The sequence below is a fragment of the Halobacillus ihumii genome, assembly GCF_902726645.1.
Taxonomy (GTDB): Bacteria; Bacillota; Bacilli; order Bacillales; family Halobacillaceae; genus Halobacillus_A; species Halobacillus_A ihumii.
In genome coordinates this window covers 1,573,166-1,592,401 of sequence record NZ_CACVAO010000001.1, presented here as the reverse complement: position 1 = coordinate 1,592,401, position 19,236 = coordinate 1,573,166, and the positions used below count along the sequence as shown (strand labels likewise).

General features: G+C 41.9%; 20 protein-coding genes. 13 read left to right on the top strand and 7 right to left on the bottom strand.

The window, feature by feature from the left end; translation table 11 throughout:
* Positions 1-37 precede the first annotated feature (37 nt).
* Complete coding sequence (locus tag G6R08_RS08070; protein ID WP_163527511.1) at positions 38-2,158, bottom strand: M6 family metallopeptidase; 2,121 nt, start codon at positions 2,156-2,158, stop codon at positions 38-40.
* Positions 2,159-2,414: 256 nt separating this feature from the next.
* Between G6R08_RS08070 and G6R08_RS08065 the strand changes: the two genes are divergently transcribed.
* The 5 genes from G6R08_RS08065 to G6R08_RS08045 all read left to right on the top strand — a co-directional run bounded on the left by G6R08_RS08065 (position 2,415) and on the right by G6R08_RS08045 (position 7,823).
* Positions 2,415-4,061, top strand: coding sequence for an ABC1 kinase family protein (locus tag G6R08_RS08065; protein ID WP_163527510.1), 1,647 nt, complete (start codon positions 2,415-2,417; stop codon positions 4,059-4,061).
* Positions 4,062-4,077: 16 nt separating this feature from the next.
* Positions 4,078-4,365 carry a phasin family protein gene (locus tag G6R08_RS08060; protein WP_163527509.1) on the top strand — a complete coding sequence of 96 codons (288 nt, stop codon included), beginning with the start codon at positions 4,078-4,080 and terminating at the stop codon, positions 4,363-4,365.
* A gap of 244 nt (positions 4,366-4,609) precedes the next feature.
* Positions 4,610-5,305, top strand: a complete 696-nt coding sequence (coxB, locus tag G6R08_RS08055; RefSeq protein ID WP_163527508.1) for a cytochrome c oxidase subunit II — start codon at positions 4,610-4,612, stop codon at positions 5,303-5,305.
* Between the two features lie 32 nt (positions 5,306-5,337).
* Positions 5,338-7,245, top strand: a complete 1,908-nt coding sequence (ctaD, locus tag G6R08_RS08050; RefSeq protein WP_163527507.1) for a cytochrome c oxidase subunit I — start codon at positions 5,338-5,340, stop codon at positions 7,243-7,245.
* Positions 7,245-7,823: a cytochrome c oxidase subunit 3 gene (locus G6R08_RS08045; RefSeq protein ID WP_163527506.1), complete on the top strand. Its 579-nt coding sequence runs from the start codon at positions 7,245-7,247 to the stop codon at positions 7,821-7,823. Before ctaD ends, G6R08_RS08045 begins: the two co-directional genes overlap by 1 nt.
* A 78-nt stretch (positions 7,824-7,901) precedes the next feature.
* On the opposite strand, the gene G6R08_RS08040 is transcribed toward G6R08_RS08045, so the two are convergent.
* Positions 7,902-9,137: a GNAT family N-acetyltransferase gene (locus tag G6R08_RS08040; RefSeq protein ID WP_163527505.1), complete on the bottom strand. Its 1,236-nt coding sequence runs from the start codon at positions 9,135-9,137 to the stop codon at positions 7,902-7,904.
* Between the two features lie 189 nt (positions 9,138-9,326).
* Complete coding sequence (locus G6R08_RS08035; RefSeq protein WP_163527504.1) at positions 9,327-10,055, bottom strand: YwaF family protein; 729 nt, start codon at positions 10,053-10,055, stop codon at positions 9,327-9,329.
* A gap of 386 nt (positions 10,056-10,441) precedes the next feature.
* On the opposite strand from G6R08_RS08035, the gene G6R08_RS08030 reads away from it, so the two are divergent.
* The 3 genes from G6R08_RS08030 (at position 10,442) to G6R08_RS08020 (ending at position 12,585) form a co-directional block, all read left to right on the top strand.
* A complete protein-coding gene (locus G6R08_RS08030) occupies positions 10,442-11,779 on the top strand; it encodes a sodium-dependent transporter (RefSeq protein ID WP_163527503.1) in 1,338 nt (445 codons plus the stop codon).
* A 128-nt stretch (positions 11,780-11,907) separates the two neighbouring features.
* Positions 11,908-12,204 carry a YwdI family protein gene (locus G6R08_RS08025; protein WP_163527502.1) on the top strand — a complete coding sequence of 99 codons (297 nt, stop codon included), beginning with the start codon at positions 11,908-11,910 and terminating at the stop codon, positions 12,202-12,204.
* A gap of 12 nt (positions 12,205-12,216) precedes the next feature.
* Entirely contained in the window at positions 12,217-12,585 is a 369-nt protein-coding gene (locus G6R08_RS08020; protein ID WP_163527501.1) for a DUF423 domain-containing protein, read from the top strand.
* On the opposite strand, the gene G6R08_RS08015 is transcribed toward G6R08_RS08020, so the two are convergent.
* The 3 genes from G6R08_RS08015 to G6R08_RS08005 all read right to left on the bottom strand — a co-directional run bounded on the left by G6R08_RS08015 (position 12,582) and on the right by G6R08_RS08005 (position 13,999).
* Positions 12,582-12,830, bottom strand: coding sequence for a hypothetical protein (locus G6R08_RS08015; protein ID WP_079528427.1), 249 nt, complete (start codon positions 12,828-12,830; stop codon positions 12,582-12,584). The two genes, G6R08_RS08020 and G6R08_RS08015, sit on opposite strands and share 4 nt — an antisense overlap.
* 94 nt (positions 12,831-12,924) lie before the next feature.
* On the bottom strand, positions 12,925-13,557 hold the full coding sequence (gene gerQ / locus G6R08_RS22440) for a spore coat protein GerQ (protein WP_420810384.1): 633 nt from the start codon (positions 13,555-13,557) through the stop codon (positions 12,925-12,927).
* A 19-nt stretch (positions 13,558-13,576) separates the two neighbouring features.
* A complete protein-coding gene (locus G6R08_RS08005) occupies positions 13,577-13,999 on the bottom strand; it encodes a cell wall hydrolase (RefSeq protein WP_163527500.1) in 423 nt (140 codons plus the stop codon).
* Between the two features lie 147 nt (positions 14,000-14,146).
* Here G6R08_RS08005 and G6R08_RS08000 point away from each other — a divergent pair, with 147 nt between their 5' ends.
* Positions 14,147-14,815 carry a response regulator transcription factor gene (locus G6R08_RS08000; protein ID WP_163527499.1) on the top strand — a complete coding sequence of 223 codons (669 nt, stop codon included), beginning with the start codon at positions 14,147-14,149 and terminating at the stop codon, positions 14,813-14,815.
* Positions 14,812-16,167: a HAMP domain-containing sensor histidine kinase gene (locus G6R08_RS07995; protein ID WP_163527498.1), complete on the top strand. Its 1,356-nt coding sequence runs from the start codon at positions 14,812-14,814 to the stop codon at positions 16,165-16,167. The genes G6R08_RS08000 and G6R08_RS07995 overlap by 4 nt, the downstream gene beginning before the upstream one ends.
* 11 nt (positions 16,168-16,178) lie before the next feature.
* On the opposite strand, the gene G6R08_RS07990 is transcribed toward G6R08_RS07995, so the two are convergent.
* A complete protein-coding gene (locus tag G6R08_RS07990) occupies positions 16,179-16,676 on the bottom strand; it encodes a DUF1648 domain-containing protein (protein WP_163527497.1) in 498 nt (165 codons plus the stop codon).
* 129 nt (positions 16,677-16,805) lie between these two features.
* Between G6R08_RS07990 and G6R08_RS07985 the strand changes: the two genes are divergently transcribed.
* From G6R08_RS07985 to G6R08_RS07975, 3 genes are read left to right on the top strand one after another with little or no spacing between them, the layout of a single operon-like run.
* Positions 16,806-17,741 (top strand): ABC transporter ATP-binding protein, encoded by a 936-nt coding sequence (locus G6R08_RS07985; RefSeq protein WP_163527496.1) that lies wholly within the window; start codon positions 16,806-16,808, stop codon positions 17,739-17,741.
* Complete coding sequence (locus tag G6R08_RS07980) at positions 17,719-18,423, top strand: ABC transporter permease (protein WP_163527495.1); 705 nt, start codon at positions 17,719-17,721, stop codon at positions 18,421-18,423. The genes G6R08_RS07985 and G6R08_RS07980 overlap by 23 nt, the downstream gene beginning before the upstream one ends.
* Positions 18,423-19,142 (top strand): ABC transporter permease, encoded by a 720-nt coding sequence (locus G6R08_RS07975; protein WP_163527494.1) that lies wholly within the window; start codon positions 18,423-18,425, stop codon positions 19,140-19,142. Before G6R08_RS07980 ends, G6R08_RS07975 begins: the two co-directional genes overlap by 1 nt.
* Positions 19,143-19,236 lie beyond the last annotated feature (94 nt).

Sequence of the window (19,236 nt, the reverse complement as noted above, 5' to 3'; positions counted from 1 at the left end):
CCAGCATGATTACTGGTTGGTTTATGGATGAGTCGTGTTATTTATTCTTAGGCCCTTTTCCATTGTTTTCTTTAAATTCAACTTCGTATTCAAACGGAACAGGGATCGTGCTGTCCTGTGGTGCAGCATAATACGTCGTCATATATGTTTTGCCTTTTCTGAAGGCTTGTTGAAGTTCTAATGCTTCCTCGTCCGTAACGTTGAACGGATCGACTTCAATGACTTGGTATTTGCCGTTATTTTTCTCTTTAATGAATGTCACGCCATAGTTCACATATTTTTCTTTTAATTGAGCTTCTGACATGAAGGCTTCTGTACTTGTGCCATCAAAGTTTAAACCAATTTCAGGAATGGCGATATCATCGATGAACCAGCCTGAATTATTGCTACCCCAGTCCGTTAAGTAACGGAAGGAAATCAGCACTTCTTCACCTGCATATTCTGAAAGATCAAATGTTTCTTCCTTATAATTCTCATATGTTCCTGTGAAACCAGGCAGGTTTTCCTTAATAGTCGGGTACCCCTGATCAACTACATCTGAACGAGTATTTTCGTTAGCAAGGGAAGTCCAAGTTTCGCCGCCATCTGTAGACACTTGTACGACACCGAAATCCCATTGTTCTTCAATATCAATGTAGTTATCAAATGTTAATGTAGCTTCATCGACACTAGTAAGGTCAGCATTAAAGATTAATTTGTTATCGAGCTCATCACCTTTGCCAGCCCAATATACTTGGTCGTCACTGCCGAGTGGATCCTGAACAGTTTCCCATTGTAATGGAAGGAAGTCAACGCCATTAAATGTGAAGTTTTCTACATTTTGATTAGGTGCAAAGTTAAATTCTTTGAAATCTGTACCCCATGCAGGTACACCGTCTTTTTCATAGGTTTTAGCTTTTTCAAAATTCACTGTAAAGCCGCGCTCACTGCCGTCTTCTACCGGCATTTTGCGAAGATCAATGTTCTCAAAGCCATATTTTCCACCTTTCCATTTGTCATCGTCTACGACAAGGGCAGTGGAGAAGTCCTGATAGACTTCATTAAATGTAACATCTAGACCAAAATCTTTATAGGCTTGTTCGAAACTGGAGATGCTGTTAGTGCCATCCGTAGCTACGTGGCGAATGAACTCTTGTCCAAACCTTTCATAGTTATAAAGGGTAAACAGCTGCACTAAGCCGTAATCAGCAATAGTCTCAGGTCCCGTAGCAGCATTAACGTGCTCATCCCAGTTCGTTAATGAGTTTTCAGGGTGATCCAGCAGGAAGTTGATGGATCCTGAATCTAAACCGTACCCTCCAAGATACTCGGAGAATGTAGACATACCTTCATTTAACCATGTGGTTTCATCACTGTCATTGTCGTCATGAATCAGGTGTTGAAACTCATGGATCGTTGTACCGAAAAAGGTGTTTTCTAACCGCTCTTCCCAGTTGTTCGTGTCAATAGAAATGATATTCCGGTCCATGTACATTTCAAGCGTGGACCAATAGAATCCAGCCACAAAGAAAGGATAGTCAGGGTTAGTAAAGTTATCATCAGGAATATTGCTGACATGAATCATCACTTTATCACCAGCACCCTCATAGTACCCTTCTGGAATACCATTTGCAGGCCCTAATAACGCGTCTGTTCCATCATGGGAGTCTGGCATGCCAAAGAATTCGGTAGCTACTGGATAAATATTATTATCAAATTCCGCCGCAAGCTTGTCCACCTGTTCTTGTGTAACTACAGGCGCTGGACGCGGGTCGCCTTCAGGGAAGCTTAAATCATTAGCTACCCATACTTCAACATGCTCTCCAACGCTGCGTAAAGTGAATTCTTGGAATTCGAGGTTACGATTTAGAAATTGCTTTGTTTCTCCCTCTACGGATACAGTTTTGGAATTCCCTTCACTAGAGGCTTGAGTTTCGTTAAAATTGACCTCTTTGGCCGCTTCTTTAATTTTTTCAGCCGCTCGCTTTTGAAATTCTTCACTTTGAGATTTCCGCTCAAGCTTTCCGTCGATATCAATGCGATCCCCATATCGCTCTACGTTCCAGTTGCTGTAATCTGTACTGGACTCAGATTGAGCACTTACATTTGATGCTGCTGGAGCAAGCAAAGATAGTGTTAACGCACCGACTGACAGTAATGCTGTCATTTTGTTCTTCATGTAGAAGTACCTCCCCAAATAAATTTGTCCCCTTTGAAACACTATCTATTATAAAGGTGGAATTAGTAATATTCAAAAAATTTAGAATGGTCATTTTGAAGTATTTTTTCGACAATGATGTCGATAATATACTCCAAAAGTACTTGATTGAGCCGAGTTTTGTTTCTTTGTGTCGAATGATTAGTTTGTCAATTTAGATTCGTGTTATAGCATTTAGGGTAACGGTTAGTGAGAATTCCATAGGAGGGGGAGGGAAATGCGCAGCCGACTTAAATACATATCTATTTATCGAATCATTGTTATCGTCTGGATGGCTGTGAAGTTTTTGTTGCAAATCTTCTGGTTTCAAAAGAAACACCGAATTTGGGATCAAGTGACGAAACGCAAATGGGAAGAGTTGCTTACAAAACAGGCTCGGGAATACCGGGGTACGGCTATACGTCTTGGCGGATTATTAATTAAATTTGGACAGTTTCTCAGTTCAAGAGCCGACCTGCTCCCACGCTCTTTTATAAAAGAACTGGAGGGGTTAGTTGATCAGGTGGAGCCTGTGCCCTTTCACTATTCCAAAAATATCTTGGAAGAAGAGTGGGGCTGCTCGATTGATCAGCTGCTCCAATCGCTTCATGAATCTCCTGTTGCTTCGGCGTCAATAGGTGATGTGTATCGTGCAACACTGCATGATGGAACATCGGTGGCTATCAAAGTACAGCGCTATCGTGTGAGAGAGATCTTTAACGTTGATTTCAGGGCTCTGAGAATTGTGTTTTTTATCATAGGAAAGTGTACAAGGTATGGGGAAAAGGCTGATTTACCAGCATTGTATAAAGAGGTAGTTACTGTAATTACAAATGAACTTGATTTTAGATTGGAACTTGAGAACGGTAATCAGTTTAAAAGAAGATTTAAAGACTTTCCGTCTGTCTATACTCCTTATTACTATCAAGAGATGTCTACTGAACGTGTGCTTACCATGGAGTGGATTGAAGGGGCTAAGATTACCGATAAGGTGTTCATGAAAAAACACGGTATTCAGCCTGAAAAAGTAGCTAAAACGTTATTTGATTTATGTGTGGAACAATTTTTGTTTTCCGGCATGTTTCATTCGGATCCCCACTCAGGAAACTTGTTGATACGTCCTGATGGCACATTGGTTGTGATTGACTTTGGAATGGTCGGCGAGGTGAAGCAAACAGACGCAGATTCAATACGTTCCATGGTTCAGGGATTTATACTGGAGGATTATGACCGTGTCGTTGGAGCACTAATTGAAATGGACTTTTTATTAGCCGAAGCGGACATTGATCGTGTCAAGAAAATCATTAAACAAACCACAGATTTATATTTAGATGGTGGTTTCGGTAAATTAGATGCTAACAAAATGAATGACATCATGGATGAATTACAGGGCTTTATTAAGGAGCAGCCGATTCAACTCCCAGCTGACTATGCCTTTTTAGGAAGGGCAACATCGATTGTCGTAGGAGTATTAACAACGATTTATCCTCAAGTTGACTTAATTGATTGGGGCAGACCTGTCCTTAAACGGTGGATGTCAGGTACAGGTTCTCATGCATCTTTTTATAAAGAAATCATAAGAGAATCAGCAAAGCCGCTTCTCTCATTGCCGCGCGCTATCATACAATATTTGGAGGATGGCAATAAACAAAGAGAATGGCAGCGCTCTAAACTCCAGAAGAAATTCTTTCATCAGTTTTACTTGTTGTACGGTCTGTTCACCTTTTTAGTCATGGCAGCAGGTTCAGGAATGGTTGTTTATGCCGTAGTCGGGAGCTCCAGCCTTTTACTAATGGCAGGTATAGTGGTTGGCGGTATAGGAATATTCGGGATGCTTATAGTGGCGATTAGTCATTTTCGTATGATTAAGAAGACTAAATATTAAAAGGAGGTTTTCAAAAATGAGGGAATTGTTAAGACAAGGTTTTTATCTTGGGCTGGGTGCCGCTGTGAGCGGAAAGGAAAAATTCGAATCAATTGTTAATGATATGGCTGCAAGAGGGGATATGTCTCCGGATGAGGCGAAGGATATGCTGAATACCTGGGTGTCAAAAGGAGAGCAGGTGAATGGCGAGTGGAATGATCGTTCACAGGCTAAAGCAAAAGAGCAGTTAAAGAAGCTGGGTTTTGTCACCAGAGAGGAATATGAGAGGTTAGAGGAAAGGATTAAAATGTTAGAGAACCAGTAAAACACATATAAATTACAGCCCCTTTTTAGCTGATGTTAGGAGGGGGCTTTTTTTATTGAGTGCAGCTTGAACTTACAGGGAAGATGAACGAAAGTACACCATTCTTTTTGATCAGATAGAAATAAGCAAGTTTTAAGCAAGTTTCAGTACGTTTCAAGTGTCAAGTAATAGGATATGTACTTGTAATACCTTAAATAAAAGCAGGTCACGGGGTTTACTAATTTAATGTAAAGGTTGGAGTGATATGAAAAAACTATTGCCCTTATTCACTCTAGTTTTGCTGAGTGGATGTAGTCTAAGAACACTGAATCCTGTAAGTGATTCAGCGGAAAAAATAACAGACCTAATATACCTCAGCTTTGCTATTATGATGCTCGTGCTGGCGGTCGTGTTTATTTTATTTGCCTTATTTATTAGAAAGTATAAAGAAAGACCAGAAACTTCTGATAAGATTCCTAAAGAAAAGAAGGAAAACAAACTTTTAGAGGTAACTTGGACCGTTATCCCTATTATTTTGATAGCGATTCTAGCTGTGCCTACAGTTAAAGCTACATATGATATCACTTCTAAGATTTCTGGTCCAGGTGATGAGGTATCGGAGGAAGCCGTAGTGGTGAAGGTCAAAGCAGAACAGTTTCGCTGGAAATTCACTTATGAGAACGGCAAACAGACGATGGACGAACTCGTTTTACCTAAGGATCAAAAGGTTACTCTTCGACTAAGTTCTAATGATGTCATTCATTCTTTTTGGGTTCCCAGATTAGCTGGAAAAATGGACGTGAGGCCAAATAAAGAAAATAGACTATCCTTTGTACCTGAAGTTACAGGCACCTTTCAAGGAAAATGCGCTGAGTTCTGTGGCGCTGGTCATGCAAACATGCGATTTGAAACAAAAGTTGTGACCCAGGATGAATTTGAGGACTGGTTAGCATCAGAATGATACTCCAAAAAAGTTAGGCAGGTGGACAAACTATGAATTTACCATCAATCGGTCAAATCCCTTCTGATGTTGTAGCAGCTTGGATATTTACAATAATAGTGGGGATTGTTTTGCTTGTGTGGCTGACGAAATTAAAAAAATGGCCTGTTGTATTCGAATATATGAGGACAACACACCACCGTAAAATAGGTACCATGTACATTTTATTTGCTATTATCTTTTTCTTTAGAGCAGGTATGGATGCTATGTTGATTCGCACACAACTCGCTGTGCCAAACAACGACTTTTGGGTATTTCAGGGCGACAAGTACAACGAAGTGTTTACTACCCATGGAACGATCATGATCTTTTTTGTAGCGATGCCATTATTAATCGGTCTAATGAATGTCGCTGTACCGCTGCAAATCGGTGCGAATGATTTAGCTTTTCCATATCTAAATGCGATTAGTTTTTGGTTTTTTCTAGCGGGCGGGCTGATCTTTAACATGTCGTTTTTTATGAATTCGGCTCCTAATGCAGGTTGGACAGCTTATGCACCGCTATCGACGGATACTTATACACCGGGACCTAATATTAATTATTACATATTGGGGTTACAGGTTTCGGGGCTTGGGACAATCTTCACAGCCATCAACATGATTGTAACGATCATTCGGCTGCGAGCTCCAGGACTGAAGCTATCAAGGATGCCGCTGTTTCCATGGTCTACCCTTGTTACTTCATCTCTGATTCTGGTCGCTTTCCCGGTTTTAACGATAGCTTTAGTTCTGTTAATGTTTGACCGGTTTTACGGGACATCTTTCTTCACTGGAGAAATAGGCTCACCAGTCTACTGGCAGCACCTGTTTTGGATTTTCGGCCATCCGGAAGTTTATATTCTTATATTGCCTGCTTTTGGAATATTTTCTGATGTTATTTCGAACTTTTCCAGAAAAAGGGTGTATGGGTACACTTCTATGGTGATTGCGCTGGCTTTGATCGGGCTGCTAGGTTTCATGGTATGGGCTCACCACATGTTTACAGTTGGAATGGGGCCATTGGCGAATTCCGTTTTTGCCATTACAACCATGTTGATCGCCATCCCTACTGGGGTCAAAGTATTTAACTGGTTATTTACTATGCGGGGCGGAGTCATCCGGATGAAAACTCCAATGTTATTTGCCTTAGGCTTTATCCCAACGTTTGTTATGGGTGGAGTTACAGGGGTTATGCTTGCTGTAGCAGCGGCGGATTACCAGTACCACGATTCATATTTCGTTGTAGCTCACTTTCATTACACTATGGTGGGTGGAACAATTTTAGGTGCTTTTGCGGGCATCTATTATTGGTATCCGAAAATGACAGGAAAAGTACTTGATGATAAGCTGGGACGCTGGCATTTCTGGTTGTTTTTGATTGGCTTTCACCTTACATTCCTGCCTCAGCATTTTGCTGGATTAAACGGAATGCCGCGCCGGGTCTACACGTACACATGGGCGGATAATGTATTTATTTTTAATGCGATAAGTACAGTCGGCGCCTACTTGATGGGAATTAGTATGCTGTGTGTGATCTGGAACCTTTACAAGACTCATCGATACGGCAAAAAAGCAAACGGAGATCCCTGGGATGGAAGGACACTGGATTGGTCTGTTGCCTCACCAGCACCCGAGCATCCTTTTAATCCGATGCCTAAGGTGAAACGTATGGATGAGTTCTGGTATAGGAAAGTCAACAATAAGGGCCTTGAATATGCCGATGACCCCAGGCCTTCTCCGATTTCCGTTGAAACCTATCAGCCCATTATACTGGCAGGTGTTATGATGGCCTTAAGCATTGCTTTTATCTATCACTGGGTTTGGCTGCAGGTTATTTTAGGAGCGGGTGTGCTATCCTTCCTGGTTATCCGATCGTTAACCGATGAGCGCAGACAGGCATATCGAGAGGAGGAGAGGTCATAATGAATCAGTCGGTGTCACGTGAGTTATTCGGTGATAAGCGCTTAGGCTTTTATATTTATTTAGGGGTAGAGGCCGTTATGTTTGCAACTTTATTTGCTACGTACATTATTTTTACTCCTCCTTCAAAAGGGGTTACCCCAACAGAAGCGTTTGACCTGCGATCTGTGATCATGGCCTCTGTATTCTTGCTGCCTAGTAGTGCAACTTTGCTGATCGCGGAAAAAGGGCTAAAGGACGGAAGCCGAGTGAAAGTGTGGATTGGCCTGATCACAACGTTTGTGCTCGGTGCTGTGTTCCTGGGGCTCGAGGTGCATGAATTCTATAAATATGCAGTCCACGAGGGATACACGATATCGATGAATAATTTCATGGCTTCGTTTTATACGCTAGTTGGACTGCATGCGTCTCACGTTGCCTTTGGCCTTTGCTGGATGGTGCTGCTGATGTTTCAATTAAAAAGAAACCTTCCATCAGCTTTGTTTAATGAAAAGCAAAAAATATTCAATTATTATTGGCATTTTGTTGATTTTATCTGGGTGATGATTATCATCTTTGTCTATTCACCTTATGTATTTTAACCAAAAACGACTAGCCAAGTGTAACGTGTACCTTGCGAAGGATACCTGTAACACCTGGCTAGTCTTTATTACGGCAAATTAAAAAGATGACCAGTTCTCTGGTTTCTTGGGAGAGTCAAAAAGTCGTTTAACCTGTGACCTCATGTTGTCCGGCCCATGGACCTCAGCCCTTTTAAATCGTACAAGCGTTGATAGCTGGACACACCCCATTAGCAAGGAAGATAAATCAGCAATATCTATAGTGAGCTGTATCCCGTCATCACGACTATCACATACTTTTGGTTTTCCCTCCTCAAAGCGATAAGAGTAAGTTGTTTGTTCGGTCTTCATTAGCGTATCTTCCACTTCGAAATGTACGGTCATACTCTCAAGGCCAAAGGAGTGGTCACTTATGTAGTTCATGAACAGCGGCAAGTCGACAATGCGATACATGACTCCCGTTCCTCGCTTGTGTGTTTCATGATACATACGGAAGATCAGATCCTCTGTAACATTCCTCGGATCATCCAGTAAAAAGGCCAAAGAATCATCATATGTGGGAAACACGATGGACCGCACTTGATCCTTTTGATTATGAAGAAAATTAATGAGTGATTGAAAGGCTTCATCCGATTGAGTAAACCAGTCAGTAATATGTAAATCATGCTTCAGGAATGTATCATTCTGCTTCCGTCTACATTCAAAGATCATGTAACCTTCGAGTTTATCGTTGATACGACAACCGATCACGTCCGTATGCTCCATGGGGATGTGTCGAAATTCATAATCAGCTTTATGGCAGGCACCATGTGTTTGTTCAGCCCAATCATTGTAGAAATCCATAACTTCTTCTTGGTCCTCGATCCGGGTCGCTGCAGGTGTATCATCGAAGTAGGGAAGCTGACCAGGTGAGAACTGATACAGGCTTAATTGCGGTCCAAATCCGAATCCCATTTTTCGATAAAAGTCAGGCCGGAATGGATAAAGGTGTACAAGAGGATTACCATCTTGCTTCGCTTGTTCGATGGTATGTTTGACTAAACGTTTCGCGATGCCCTGCTTCTTATAAGGGAGGTCAACCGCCAGGGTACCAATACCTTTAGTCGGTATCGTTTGGCCATAAACATTCATGGGCAGAGAATAGTCGATATACCCGCCTACAAGCTGGTTATCCTCATAGACTCCGATATGGTGTACACGATCGTATTGGTCCATCTTCTCGCGGTGTTCAGTTGCTTTTCGTTTATCCTCCACTGTTGTGAGTCCCATCCCGGGGTAACAGCGGCTTTGAATAGTGGTGAATGACGCGAAATCTGCAAGCGGTTTGATTTCCATAACATTTCTCCCTTCCATAACTTTTCTATTTCTAATAGTAATCTACTAGTGGAGGAAAGAAAAGTAAATATAGTTATGTGAAATCCATGAAAATGTGTTTATTCGCGATAAATTCCTTTTTTCCGCGATAATTAAAATATAACAGCTAAAATGCAGATATATCCGCGAATCGTCTTATTCCAATTACATTCACTTTTTTATACCGAACATAAAACGACCTCCCCGATAAATCCACAGCATAAATGAAAAGACTGCCAGAGCAAGCAGCGATAAGTTCAAGTAGTACCATAATCCTTCCCCTAAGTAATTCAGAGGAGTGTTTGCAGCCGGTGGTCCGCTAAGGTAAAGATAATTTGAGTCGATCAGTTGATTCATACAACTGATTATAACCGCATATAGGATAAGGTAACTGTACGTTTCGAACATAACCCGCCTATTAATAGAGACAGAGGAGGTTAAGATTAAGAAGAAGCTTGCCCATGGGATTGCCATATGGTGTAAAAAGAACTTCCAGAATCGAAAGTGCTCGTATCCATGGGGGATGTCCGGCGTAATGAGAGCCAGCATGGCAGGAATAATGCCAATAAAATAATTGATTTGGATCAATTTCTTCTGATAAGTGAGTAATCCGATCATGGCAATAAGAGAAGCAACACCGCATAAGTGCAAGGGCAGATGCTCTGCTGGAGAGAACACATCATTTGTAACCGTCCATATTTGATAGCTTATTTCACAACTTATGAGCAGGGAGAATAACCCCCACCTTATAACTTGATGTGTACGTGTTCCTTTTCTAATATTTGCGGAAAACAGATATAAGACTATCATCCCCAACAAAAATACGATGAGCATGATAAGGTGAGATGTTCCAAAGAGCTGGAACGGCTGATTGATCCAAGGTCCGAACCATTTTTGCATGATTACACATCCTAGTGAATCTAGTTTTGCTGTGCTATGATTCTATCATATAACTGTCTAGAAAGAGGGGTAGCATGGATAAGGTCAATTGTTTTAAGTGTAAGCATTTCTTTTCTACCTGGAACCCGAAATTCCCGCGAGGATGCAAAGCTTATGGGTTTAAAGGAAAAGAGATGCCGTCAGACTTCATTTTAAGAACAACGGGAATAAGTTGCATGCAATTTGAATGGAAAGTCAAAGACCCTACTCCGTCAAAGACTTCAACAACTTCTACAATTGATATCAGGCTGTAAATAAATTGCAATTGTCTGTTGTCTGTCGTGCATGCCTTGAATATATGATATGCTGAGGAATATTTAAATAGAATGAAAGGAGATGAAGAGACTATGGCAAGGGAAAAATGGGGAACGAGACTGGGCTTTATGCTTGCCGCCTTAGGTTCAGCTGTAGGGCTGGGAAATATTTGGCGATTCGCTTTCGTAGCGGGAAATAATGGAGGAGGCGCCTTTTTACTTCTGTATCTTGTATTCGTCTTATTAATTGGCGTGCCTCTCTTATTAACGGAAGTTAGTATTGGTCGAAAAGCACAGAGCGATGTAGTCGGTTCTTTTAAAAAGCTTGCTCCTGGAACCCCGTGGTTTCTATCCGGATTTTTCGGTGTGATTAGTGCATTTCTAATTTTAGGATTCTATAGTGTTGTCGCAGGTTGGTCCATTTATTATTTCTGGAAGTATCTAACCGGTGAATTTTTCACTCAGCCAGCTGCAGGCTATGCTGGGGCATTTGGAGAGTTTACGACACATGCCTGGCACCCTGTCTTCTGGACGGCCGTGTTTATGGCTTTTACAATCTTTGTTGTGTTAGGCGGAGTGAACAAAGGTATCGAATTTATTAATAAACTATTTATGCCTATTCTAGCAATCATCCTAATTGTCCTTGCGGTTTATAGTGTGTCATTAGATGGGGCGGTGGAAGGGCTGAAGTTCTTATTCTATCCGGACTGGTCCTCTCTTCGTGATCCATCGATCTATTTAGCAGCACTGGGGCAGGCATTCTTCTCTCTCAGTCTTGGAATGGGGGCGATGCTGACATATGGCAGTTATCTTTCAGAAGAAAATAAATTGCCTGGGGCAACTCTCGGAATCGGCCTCGTAGGCACCAGTTTTGCCGTTATTTCGGGTGTGGTAATTTTCCCTGCCGTATTTGCTTTTGGCATTGATCCAGCATCTGGACCGAAGCTTGTCTTTATAACGCTGCCAGGAATCTTTCAACACATGCCTCTTGGCGGAATAATAGGAATTGTATTTTTCTTTGCTATTATAATTGCTTCCTTAACTTCGTCAGTTTCCATGCTTGAGGTTCCTACCGCATACTTTATGCGGATCTTTAATTGGTCGCGTAAGTTTACGACTATACTAGTCGGGATCACAATGTTTGTGATTGGAATTGCTGTATCTCTAGGCTTTGGGGTATGGTCTGGGGTAACCCCAATAGGCAATAACAACATTTTAGATTCCATGGACTTTATCGCCTCTAACATCCTTCTGCCATTGGGAGGCCTTTCGATGGCCTTGTTTGTAGGATGGTATTTTACCAAAGAGCAGGCTTTGCAGGGTGCCGATATGGAGAATTCAATGGTAGGCGGGATTTGGTATAAGATCGTCAAATATATTGCGCCCATTGTTATTATTCTTATCTTCTTGCAAGCACTTGGTATCATTTAATAAACATTGTGAGGGAATTCCACTTCGGGATTCCCTTTGTTCTTGTGAGACATAAAGATCAACGGCATGTTAAGATGATAAACGTAGAACATGTGGTATGGAATATCACTCAAAAGGAGCAGTAAGAAATGGCTATAACGAATCAAACCATTTTAAAAAAGATGTCTAGTGAAATTCAGGAAGCAATGTTGAATCATGGGGATGATCAAAAAGTTCGTGAACATATCCGTGCTGTAAAATTGCTTTCTGATCTTGTATTGGAAGAAGGGTCAGAGTCCACACATTCGTCTGAGTCTATACATGAGCCTACTGTTGAGGAGATTCGTCAGATGATGGGGTCTGATAAACCTGTCCCAGAAAGGTCCGAGGATAAATCGAGCCTGAACCATGATGAGGCAAATGGAAAGTCAATCTTTGATTTTTAGGGAGTGAAGATCATGAAGTTATTCCTAATACTGGGGATTATAAACGGTTTTTTTGCCGTAGTACTGGGTGCATTTGGTGCACACGGATTAGAGGGGAAGGTTTCTGAGAAAGCATTAGGTCAATGGGGAAAAGCAGTGGACTATCAAATGTTCCATACGATGGCATTACTCGTAACGGGATTACTAATGAGCAAAATCCAGACCGGGATGATGACAAGTGCAGGATGGTTCTTTTTCATTGGAATCCTGTTGTTCTCAGGAAGTCTCTATATTTATGCACCTACCGGTATTAAAACATTTGCTATGATTACACCGCTTGGCGGGTTGTCGTTTTTGATCGGCTGGATCTTGCTTGGATATGCTGTTCTTAAACATCTTTAAAAATAAAGAATCGTAACAAAAATAAACAAAATGACTGCACGCAGCAGCTGGCTTATACAGGAGACCAGTTGCTGCTTTTTTAACTCAATGAAAGCTTCAATAGCCAGGCTGACAGCTAAAATGTAAAACATGAGCAGCACAATCCATTGGTGGCCTAAGTTGAAAAGGGCAACAATGGCAAGGATAACAGCTGCCAGCAATGTAGCTAGTTGCAATTTGTAGTACTGTTCATAGGGGTGTTTCATAATCATTACCCTCTTTGAATTAGAATGATGCAGGAAGCCCACTATGTCATAGTGGGCTCTCTACATGTTATTAACGTGGTGAGTATTAGCTCATTCATTGAGAACTGCCGTATGGATAGCTATAGTTTATTTCTTCAGGGAATGTGATGTAATCTAAATAGATCATTAACAATAAATAACGTTTGCCCGTTTCCGGATCACTTAAAATAATGTGATCGCGTCCAGCAGCTTCTATAATTCCTCTAAATATTTGTGCATTCCACTGTTCATTGCTCTCAAAAGTCATGTAAACCGTGGCTCTTTTTCCTTCGTTTAATCGTAAGATGTTTTCAATGTACGATTCTTGCATAGGCAGCATACCTTGAGGGTTGTAAGCCCCTGTCTGTTGCGTCTGAGGCATTTGAGGAACCTGAAGGCCGCCTTGCATACCTGGCATTCCTTGCATGCCGCCGCCTTGCATACCTTGCATACCACCTCCTTGCATTCCCGGCATACCACCGCCTGGCATACCACCGCCTGGCATACCATTGTTCTGCATGCCCGGCATACCTGGCATACCGCCGCCCTGCATACCTGGCATTCCCCCGCCTTGGGCCCCTGTCTGCGAGCCGCCACCTTGTCTATAAGGCATACCTGGGTAGTAGTTTACTGAAGGATAATAAGGGGCCGGATTCTGTTTCTTGCCACCTCCTTGTTCATCTTGTGGTCCTTGTTGATGTTTATCCATGATCATCACTCCTTACCTATTAATAAGCTTTTGGACATTCGGAACTAAGAGGATTATAGAAGCAATGGGACTTATACCTTCCTGCATTCTGCTGGCCGTACCACTGGGCAGGGCAACCCCCTGGCGGTCTAAAAAACCAGAGAGAATTGGAAGCGGGATGATATCTGTTACCTTTGATCACTTTGCGTGCAAGATTAATGTCCTTTTCACGTGCCCGTTGGTAGAAGTATCCCTTTTGTGTAGCCTCAAATCCCCCTGGGCTCTGAAAAACCATGTCTCGAATAGAATCAATTCCTGTAAAATCCAGACAGTTCACTCTTACACGGTTGACACCGGTATTTCCCACCATCAACATCCCGAGTCTGCCGTCGCCTTCTGCTTCAGCTCTCATTAATCTAGCAAGCAGCTTTACACCTTTTGTAGTTTTAGGAATGACAGCCACACTGTCACCTCGCTTTTACATGTCCTTCTGAAAGCTGACTCTTAACCACTATATGAGCCACCACCCATAAGATATGATTAAAAGATTAGAAAATTGGCTTAGATGTTGTATGATTACTGTTAGGTACAGTGAAAAGGAGGGAGCACCGTGAACATTTTATATTTGGAGGATGACTTGGAGATTGGAGAATGGGTTACACAGAAGCTCAATGACCATAACTATGAGACGAACTGGTTGACTTCAGGCATCAACCTGCCAGCTGACTTAAGTTCCTATGATCTCATCATATTGGATGTGATGCTTCCAGGTCTTGATGGTTTCTCAATTGGCCGCCGATTGAAACGATTGGATGCATCGATTCCAATTATTATGTTATCGGCCCGGACTTCGATTGATGATAAATTAGAAGGATTGGAATTTGCGGATGATTATTTGACAAAACCTTTCCATCCAGAGGAGCTGTTGAAAAGAATCGAAGTGCAGCTCAGAAAGTATGAACGATCACGAAATCAAACACTTAAAATTGCTCATTTAGATATTCATCAGGAGAGCCAACTCATTCATAATAGAGAAACGAGAGAAGAGGTTATTTTGTCAGGAAAGCAATTCTACATATTCAGGTTTTTCCTGAAACATTTGAATCAGATTTTGACGAAGGAACAGCTTTATGAAGGGGTTTGGCAGGAACCTTTCCGAGAAGGAGATAAATCTTTAATGGTCCATATTAGACATTTAAGAGAAAAACTGGAGAAGGATCCTTCTAATCCACGTATTATCGAGACAATTCGCGGGATTGGCTATAGGGTGAAGGGATGAAGAAATGGCTTAAATCACTGCAAGCGAAATATCTACTGCTCATCTTGTTTGCTGTTTTAATGATTCCGATCTCTGTTCCCCTTGTATCTATAGTTGTTTACTTGCCTGGGATTGCTGTTGAAAAGCCAAATGAACCCTATGGAGACTTTGATTCATTTGAAGCAAGGTGGCATAAAGAGGCGGATTCATTGAATGGAGCCACAAGGGAGCAAATTAGCTCCAGGCTTCATAAACTCCACTCTGAGTTCCCAGCTGCTGCTATGTTTTGGGTGAATGCGCAAGGGGAAACTTCAGAGATCGTGAATTACGATGGCTCATTGCCTGAACAGTGGTCCTCGGCCTATACGATTCAGTTTATGAAAAGCAACTATGACAATAACCCGTTTACAGTCGTCGCTTTTATAGGGGATACAGAGGATCAAGGGTTTATGGCGGTTCAACTGGACCGTAAATATATTGATCCTCCGATTACGAATTTGAGTGAGCGTTACGATTACATCTTTTTTGTGGCATTTGGCTGTATTATGATTATCTTTATCTTCCTGTCGTGGGTGTTTTTTAAGAAATTCCATAAGCGGCTGATGCGGTTGCAGGAAGCAATGGAACTTAGGAAGGAAACAGGTATTCCTCTTCCTGTTAAGAAGTCTTATGACGATGAAATTGGTCAATTGGAGACAAGCTTTAACCGGATGGTGCACGAACTTGAAGAGAGCCGTCAGCGAGAGCAGCAGGAAGAGAAGATTCGTCGGGAACTGATCGCGAATTTATCTCATGATTTGCGAACACCGTTAACAACAATCAGAGCTTCCATGAATGGGATCAGTCCGGAAGTGACGAGTGATCAAGGAAAAGCAAAGTTGCAATCGGTTCATAATAAAATCGATTATGTCAGCAACCTAATTGACAATTTGCTGTCGTTTACACTTTTGTCCGGAAAAAAGTATCCTTATCATCCAGAACAGCTTGAAATGAATCGGTTTATGCGGGAGACCGCCGCCCATTGGTATCCAGTTTTAGAGGAACAACAGATAGACGTGGACCTGCAAACAACGGAGATGTCCGTTTACTGGGAGGTGGACCCGAAGTGGATGGAGCGCGTATGGGACAACCTTTTACAAAATCTTGTTCGTTATGCTTCACAAGGACATTACGCAGGTATTTTTGTCACAGAACAAATGATCACCCTTCAGGATCACGGGCCAGGCATGAAAGATCAGTCGGCGCAGAAAGGGGCAGGCATAGGGTTATCGATCGTTGATTTAATGGTTAGAGAAATGGGGATGCGTTTAAGGATTAGCTCCAACCATAAGGGAACTAGAATAGATATTATAATAAAGGACGCCCAGGCTTAGCAGCGGGCGTCCTATTTTAATCGTATCGAGCGAATAAGGAAAATCATGACTACTCCTAAGGTTCCGGCAAGTGTGATCAACATCTGCCATCCCCCCAAGCCACTTTGATACCCCATTCCAATTTGAATACTGACCCATGTTAAATAAGAGAATAAAAGACAAATGACCAGCTTTAACACACTAAGCATAAGCACAGCATTTTTATATTGGGCTTCCGCGTTGCGTTCATGGATGGTGACGATGTAATTATACACGTGTGGATATTTTTCAAGCATCGTAAAGGACACCCAAATGAAGAGAGATATAATAGGCAGGACAATAATGGACCACTTACCGCCATAATTATCAGGTTCTCCGCTCAAGTTAAAGTGAACAGGAATGGTTTCGGGAATCTTGTTCCAGATGACAACCAAGTAAATAAGTGTAATGACCATCACAAGAAAGGAAATAAAAGTGGATAATTTCTCAAAAGCAGAGGGGGGCAAATCAATGTGGGGCTGGTTTTTCATGGAATCATCTCCTTCGTTATAACATACGGATGCAACGCCAAAAGGTTTCGTAAATTTAAACAAAATTTAAACGAAAACGTTCCTTGAATTTAAACCTGACCGTCTATGCTTGAAATAGAGGTGATGAGAATGAGTGAAACAATCATTGCAACAAAAGGACTGCTAAAAACATTTAGGAAAGCAAACGCGGTTGATCGAGTAGACATTACGGTAAAAAAAGGGGAAATCTATGGATTCCTCGGACCGAATGGGGCAGGGAAAACGACGACGATTAGAATGCTGTTAGGATTAATGAAACCAAGTGGCGGCAGTATCAAGATGTTCAATAAAGATTTAAAGAGTCATAGGATTGAGATTCTCAAAAGGGTCGGATCCCTTGTAGAATCACCGTCTTATTATGAACATTTAACAGGTAGAGAGAACTTAGAAGCTTTACGGAAACTATTGCAGGTACCGAAATCAAGAATTGACCACGTATTATCGATCGTTCGCTTAACAAAGGATAGTGACAGAGCTGTCAAAGAATACTCCCTTGGTATGAAACAGCGGTTAGGTATTGCTTCTGCATTACTTGGTGAGCCAGAGCTGCTTATTTTAGATGAACCGACGAATGGTCTTGATCCATCAGGCATCCATGAGATGCGAGAACTAATTAAGTCGATGCCAGTGGATTATGGGATCACAGTTATGATCTCCAGTCACCTGTTAAGTGAAATTGACCAAATGGCTTCAAAGGTTGGCATTATTTCGAAGGGGACGATGATTTATGAAGACTCGATTGAGAAATTAAGAAGCAAGGCTCGGCCGCAGATTCGTATGAGAGTAGGTAACGGCAGTGCAGCTAAATCTACACTTCTGTCTTCGGGTTATGTGGTTGAACATGATGACGAGTACATTTATGTGGAAGAAGGCAGTGACGATTACATTTCTGGTCTTGCAGCCACATTAGTCAATCAGCGAATTCCGGTTTATCGAATCGAGGAACAGCGTCAGTCCCTTGAAGATATTTTCCTGGATTTGACGAAGGACGGGGGAGAGGCGAATGCTTCCTATTCTGCAAGCTGATTTATTAAAAGTGAAGCGCAAATGGTTCTGGCTGCTCGTGTTTCTAGGGCCTTTTGGGGTGATTGCCCTCCAAATGGTCAATTACGGTGTCCGATATGAATGGATCATGCAGCAGTATCCTGATCGGTGGGGGAGTCTGATTCAGTTTGTCAATATGTTCGTTTGTCCCGCCCTGTTATTAGGAATGACCATTTTAGCGTCACAAATTGCTTCGATTGAACATAAACAGACTTCTTGGAAACAATTATTAGCTTTACCTGTTAAAAGAAGAGATGTGTTTATTTCTAAATTTATCGTGACGGCCTTCATGATCGGGGTATCTTCTATTCTACTATTTATTGGTACGATCGCACTTGGTGTCGGATTAGGATTCGGATGGAACATTCCAACGCTAGATATCCTGAAAAATAGTTTCTACCCCTTCTTTGCTGGATTGCCAGTTTTAGCTCTGCAGCTATGGATGTCGATCGTGGCAAAAAATCAAGCAGGCCCGCTGGCTATAGGAATATTTGGTGCTGTTTTTTCAACGTATGCCTATAAAGCTCCGGACTGGCTGATTTGGAAATGGCCGCTGATGTTCCCGGGAAAAGACCCCTTGCCATTTGTAGGACTAGGGCTATTGGTCGGCCTCCTTATTATTACAGTTGGTGTGTTTGATTTCAAAAGGAGGGATATTGCCTGATGGTACGTTCATTAGTAGCTTCAGAGTTTTTGAAAATACGTAAAACCAAAGTATGGCTTCTGCTATTCATCAGCCCTATTTTAGCTGGCATTATAGGTTTAACAGCTTCTCTTCCACCTGAAATATCTAATGAATGGAAATATTTTTTTATTGTCATGTCCCCTGCTCATTCATTGCTGCTCCTTCCGCTGATGATCAGTGTGTTTTCTGGGTTCATTTGCCGGTATGAACATCAGCATGGAGGCTGGCGGCGATTGTTTAGTATGCCGGTTGGCAGGCAGCAGGTTTATTTAGCAAAGTTTTTGATTGTATTTGGTTTGACTGCTATCAATCAGCTGATGTTTTTTGCCATCTATCTGTTAGTAGGGTATGGGAAAGGGCTTGAAGGGACTGTACCTGCTGAATTTGTCTTGAAATGCACGGCAGGTGGGTTGGTTGCTACATTGCCGTTAATTGCCCTCACGTTATGGCTGGCGATGATTTGGTCAAGTTTTGCAGCGCCATTTACATTAAATGTGATATTAACATTACCGAATATTTTAGTTGCGAATTCGGAAACGTTCAGACCCATTTATCCATGGGTGCAGCCGTTTGTGATGATGATGCCTCAAGGGGAAGTGTTTTCTGTTCCAATGCAGTCACTACTTGTTGCCATCGGCGCAGCCTTTATCCTCTTTTACACCATCGGAAGCCTGAACATCCAAAAAAGAGCAGTCTAGTCTGCAGCTAAGTAAATTATAAATCATCCAAATACTTCCACCTCAGGTCATCCAGAATCTGGATGACCTGAGGTGGAAGTAAATGTAAGGGTGA

What these genes read in the sequence shown, in the direction of transcription:
- G6R08_RS08070 (WP_163527511.1), bottom strand. Translation starts at nt 2,158, where the DNA reads ATGAAGAACAAAATGACAGCATTACTGTCAGTCGGTGCGTTAACACTA.
- G6R08_RS08065 (WP_163527510.1), top strand. Translation starts at nt 2,415, where the DNA reads ATGCGCAGCCGACTTAAATACATATCTATTTATCGAATCATTGTTATC.
- G6R08_RS08060 (WP_163527509.1), top strand. Translation starts at nt 4,078, where the DNA reads ATGAGGGAATTGTTAAGACAAGGTTTTTATCTTGGGCTGGGTGCCGCT.
- coxB (WP_163527508.1), top strand. Translation starts at nt 4,610, where the DNA reads ATGAAAAAACTATTGCCCTTATTCACTCTAGTTTTGCTGAGTGGATGT.
- ctaD (WP_163527507.1), top strand. Translation starts at nt 5,338, where the DNA reads ATGAATTTACCATCAATCGGTCAAATCCCTTCTGATGTTGTAGCAGCT.
- G6R08_RS08045 (WP_163527506.1), top strand. Translation starts at nt 7,245, where the DNA reads ATGAATCAGTCGGTGTCACGTGAGTTATTCGGTGATAAGCGCTTAGGC.
- G6R08_RS08040 (WP_163527505.1), bottom strand. Translation starts at nt 9,137, where the DNA reads ATGGAAATCAAACCGCTTGCAGATTTCGCGTCATTCACCACTATTCAA.
- G6R08_RS08035 (WP_163527504.1), bottom strand. Translation starts at nt 10,055, where the DNA reads ATGCAAAAATGGTTCGGACCTTGGATCAATCAGCCGTTCCAGCTCTTT.
- G6R08_RS08030 (WP_163527503.1), top strand. Translation starts at nt 10,442, where the DNA reads ATGGCAAGGGAAAAATGGGGAACGAGACTGGGCTTTATGCTTGCCGCC.
- G6R08_RS08025 (WP_163527502.1), top strand. Translation starts at nt 11,908, where the DNA reads ATGGCTATAACGAATCAAACCATTTTAAAAAAGATGTCTAGTGAAATT.
- G6R08_RS08020 (WP_163527501.1), top strand. Translation starts at nt 12,217, where the DNA reads ATGAAGTTATTCCTAATACTGGGGATTATAAACGGTTTTTTTGCCGTA.
- G6R08_RS08015 (WP_079528427.1), bottom strand. Translation starts at nt 12,830, where the DNA reads ATGAAACACCCCTATGAACAGTACTACAAATTGCAACTAGCTACATTG.
- gerQ (WP_420810384.1), bottom strand. Translation starts at nt 13,557, where the DNA reads ATGGATAAACATCAACAAGGACCACAAGATGAACAAGGAGGTGGCAAG.
- G6R08_RS07995 (WP_163527498.1), top strand. Translation starts at nt 14,812, where the DNA reads ATGAAGAAATGGCTTAAATCACTGCAAGCGAAATATCTACTGCTCATC.
- G6R08_RS07990 (WP_163527497.1), bottom strand. Translation starts at nt 16,676, where the DNA reads ATGAAAAACCAGCCCCACATTGATTTGCCCCCCTCTGCTTTTGAGAAA.
- G6R08_RS07985 (WP_163527496.1), top strand. Translation starts at nt 16,806, where the DNA reads ATGAGTGAAACAATCATTGCAACAAAAGGACTGCTAAAAACATTTAGG.
- G6R08_RS07980 (WP_163527495.1), top strand. Translation starts at nt 17,719, where the DNA reads ATGCTTCCTATTCTGCAAGCTGATTTATTAAAAGTGAAGCGCAAATGG.
- G6R08_RS07975 (WP_163527494.1), top strand. Translation starts at nt 18,423, where the DNA reads ATGGTACGTTCATTAGTAGCTTCAGAGTTTTTGAAAATACGTAAAACC.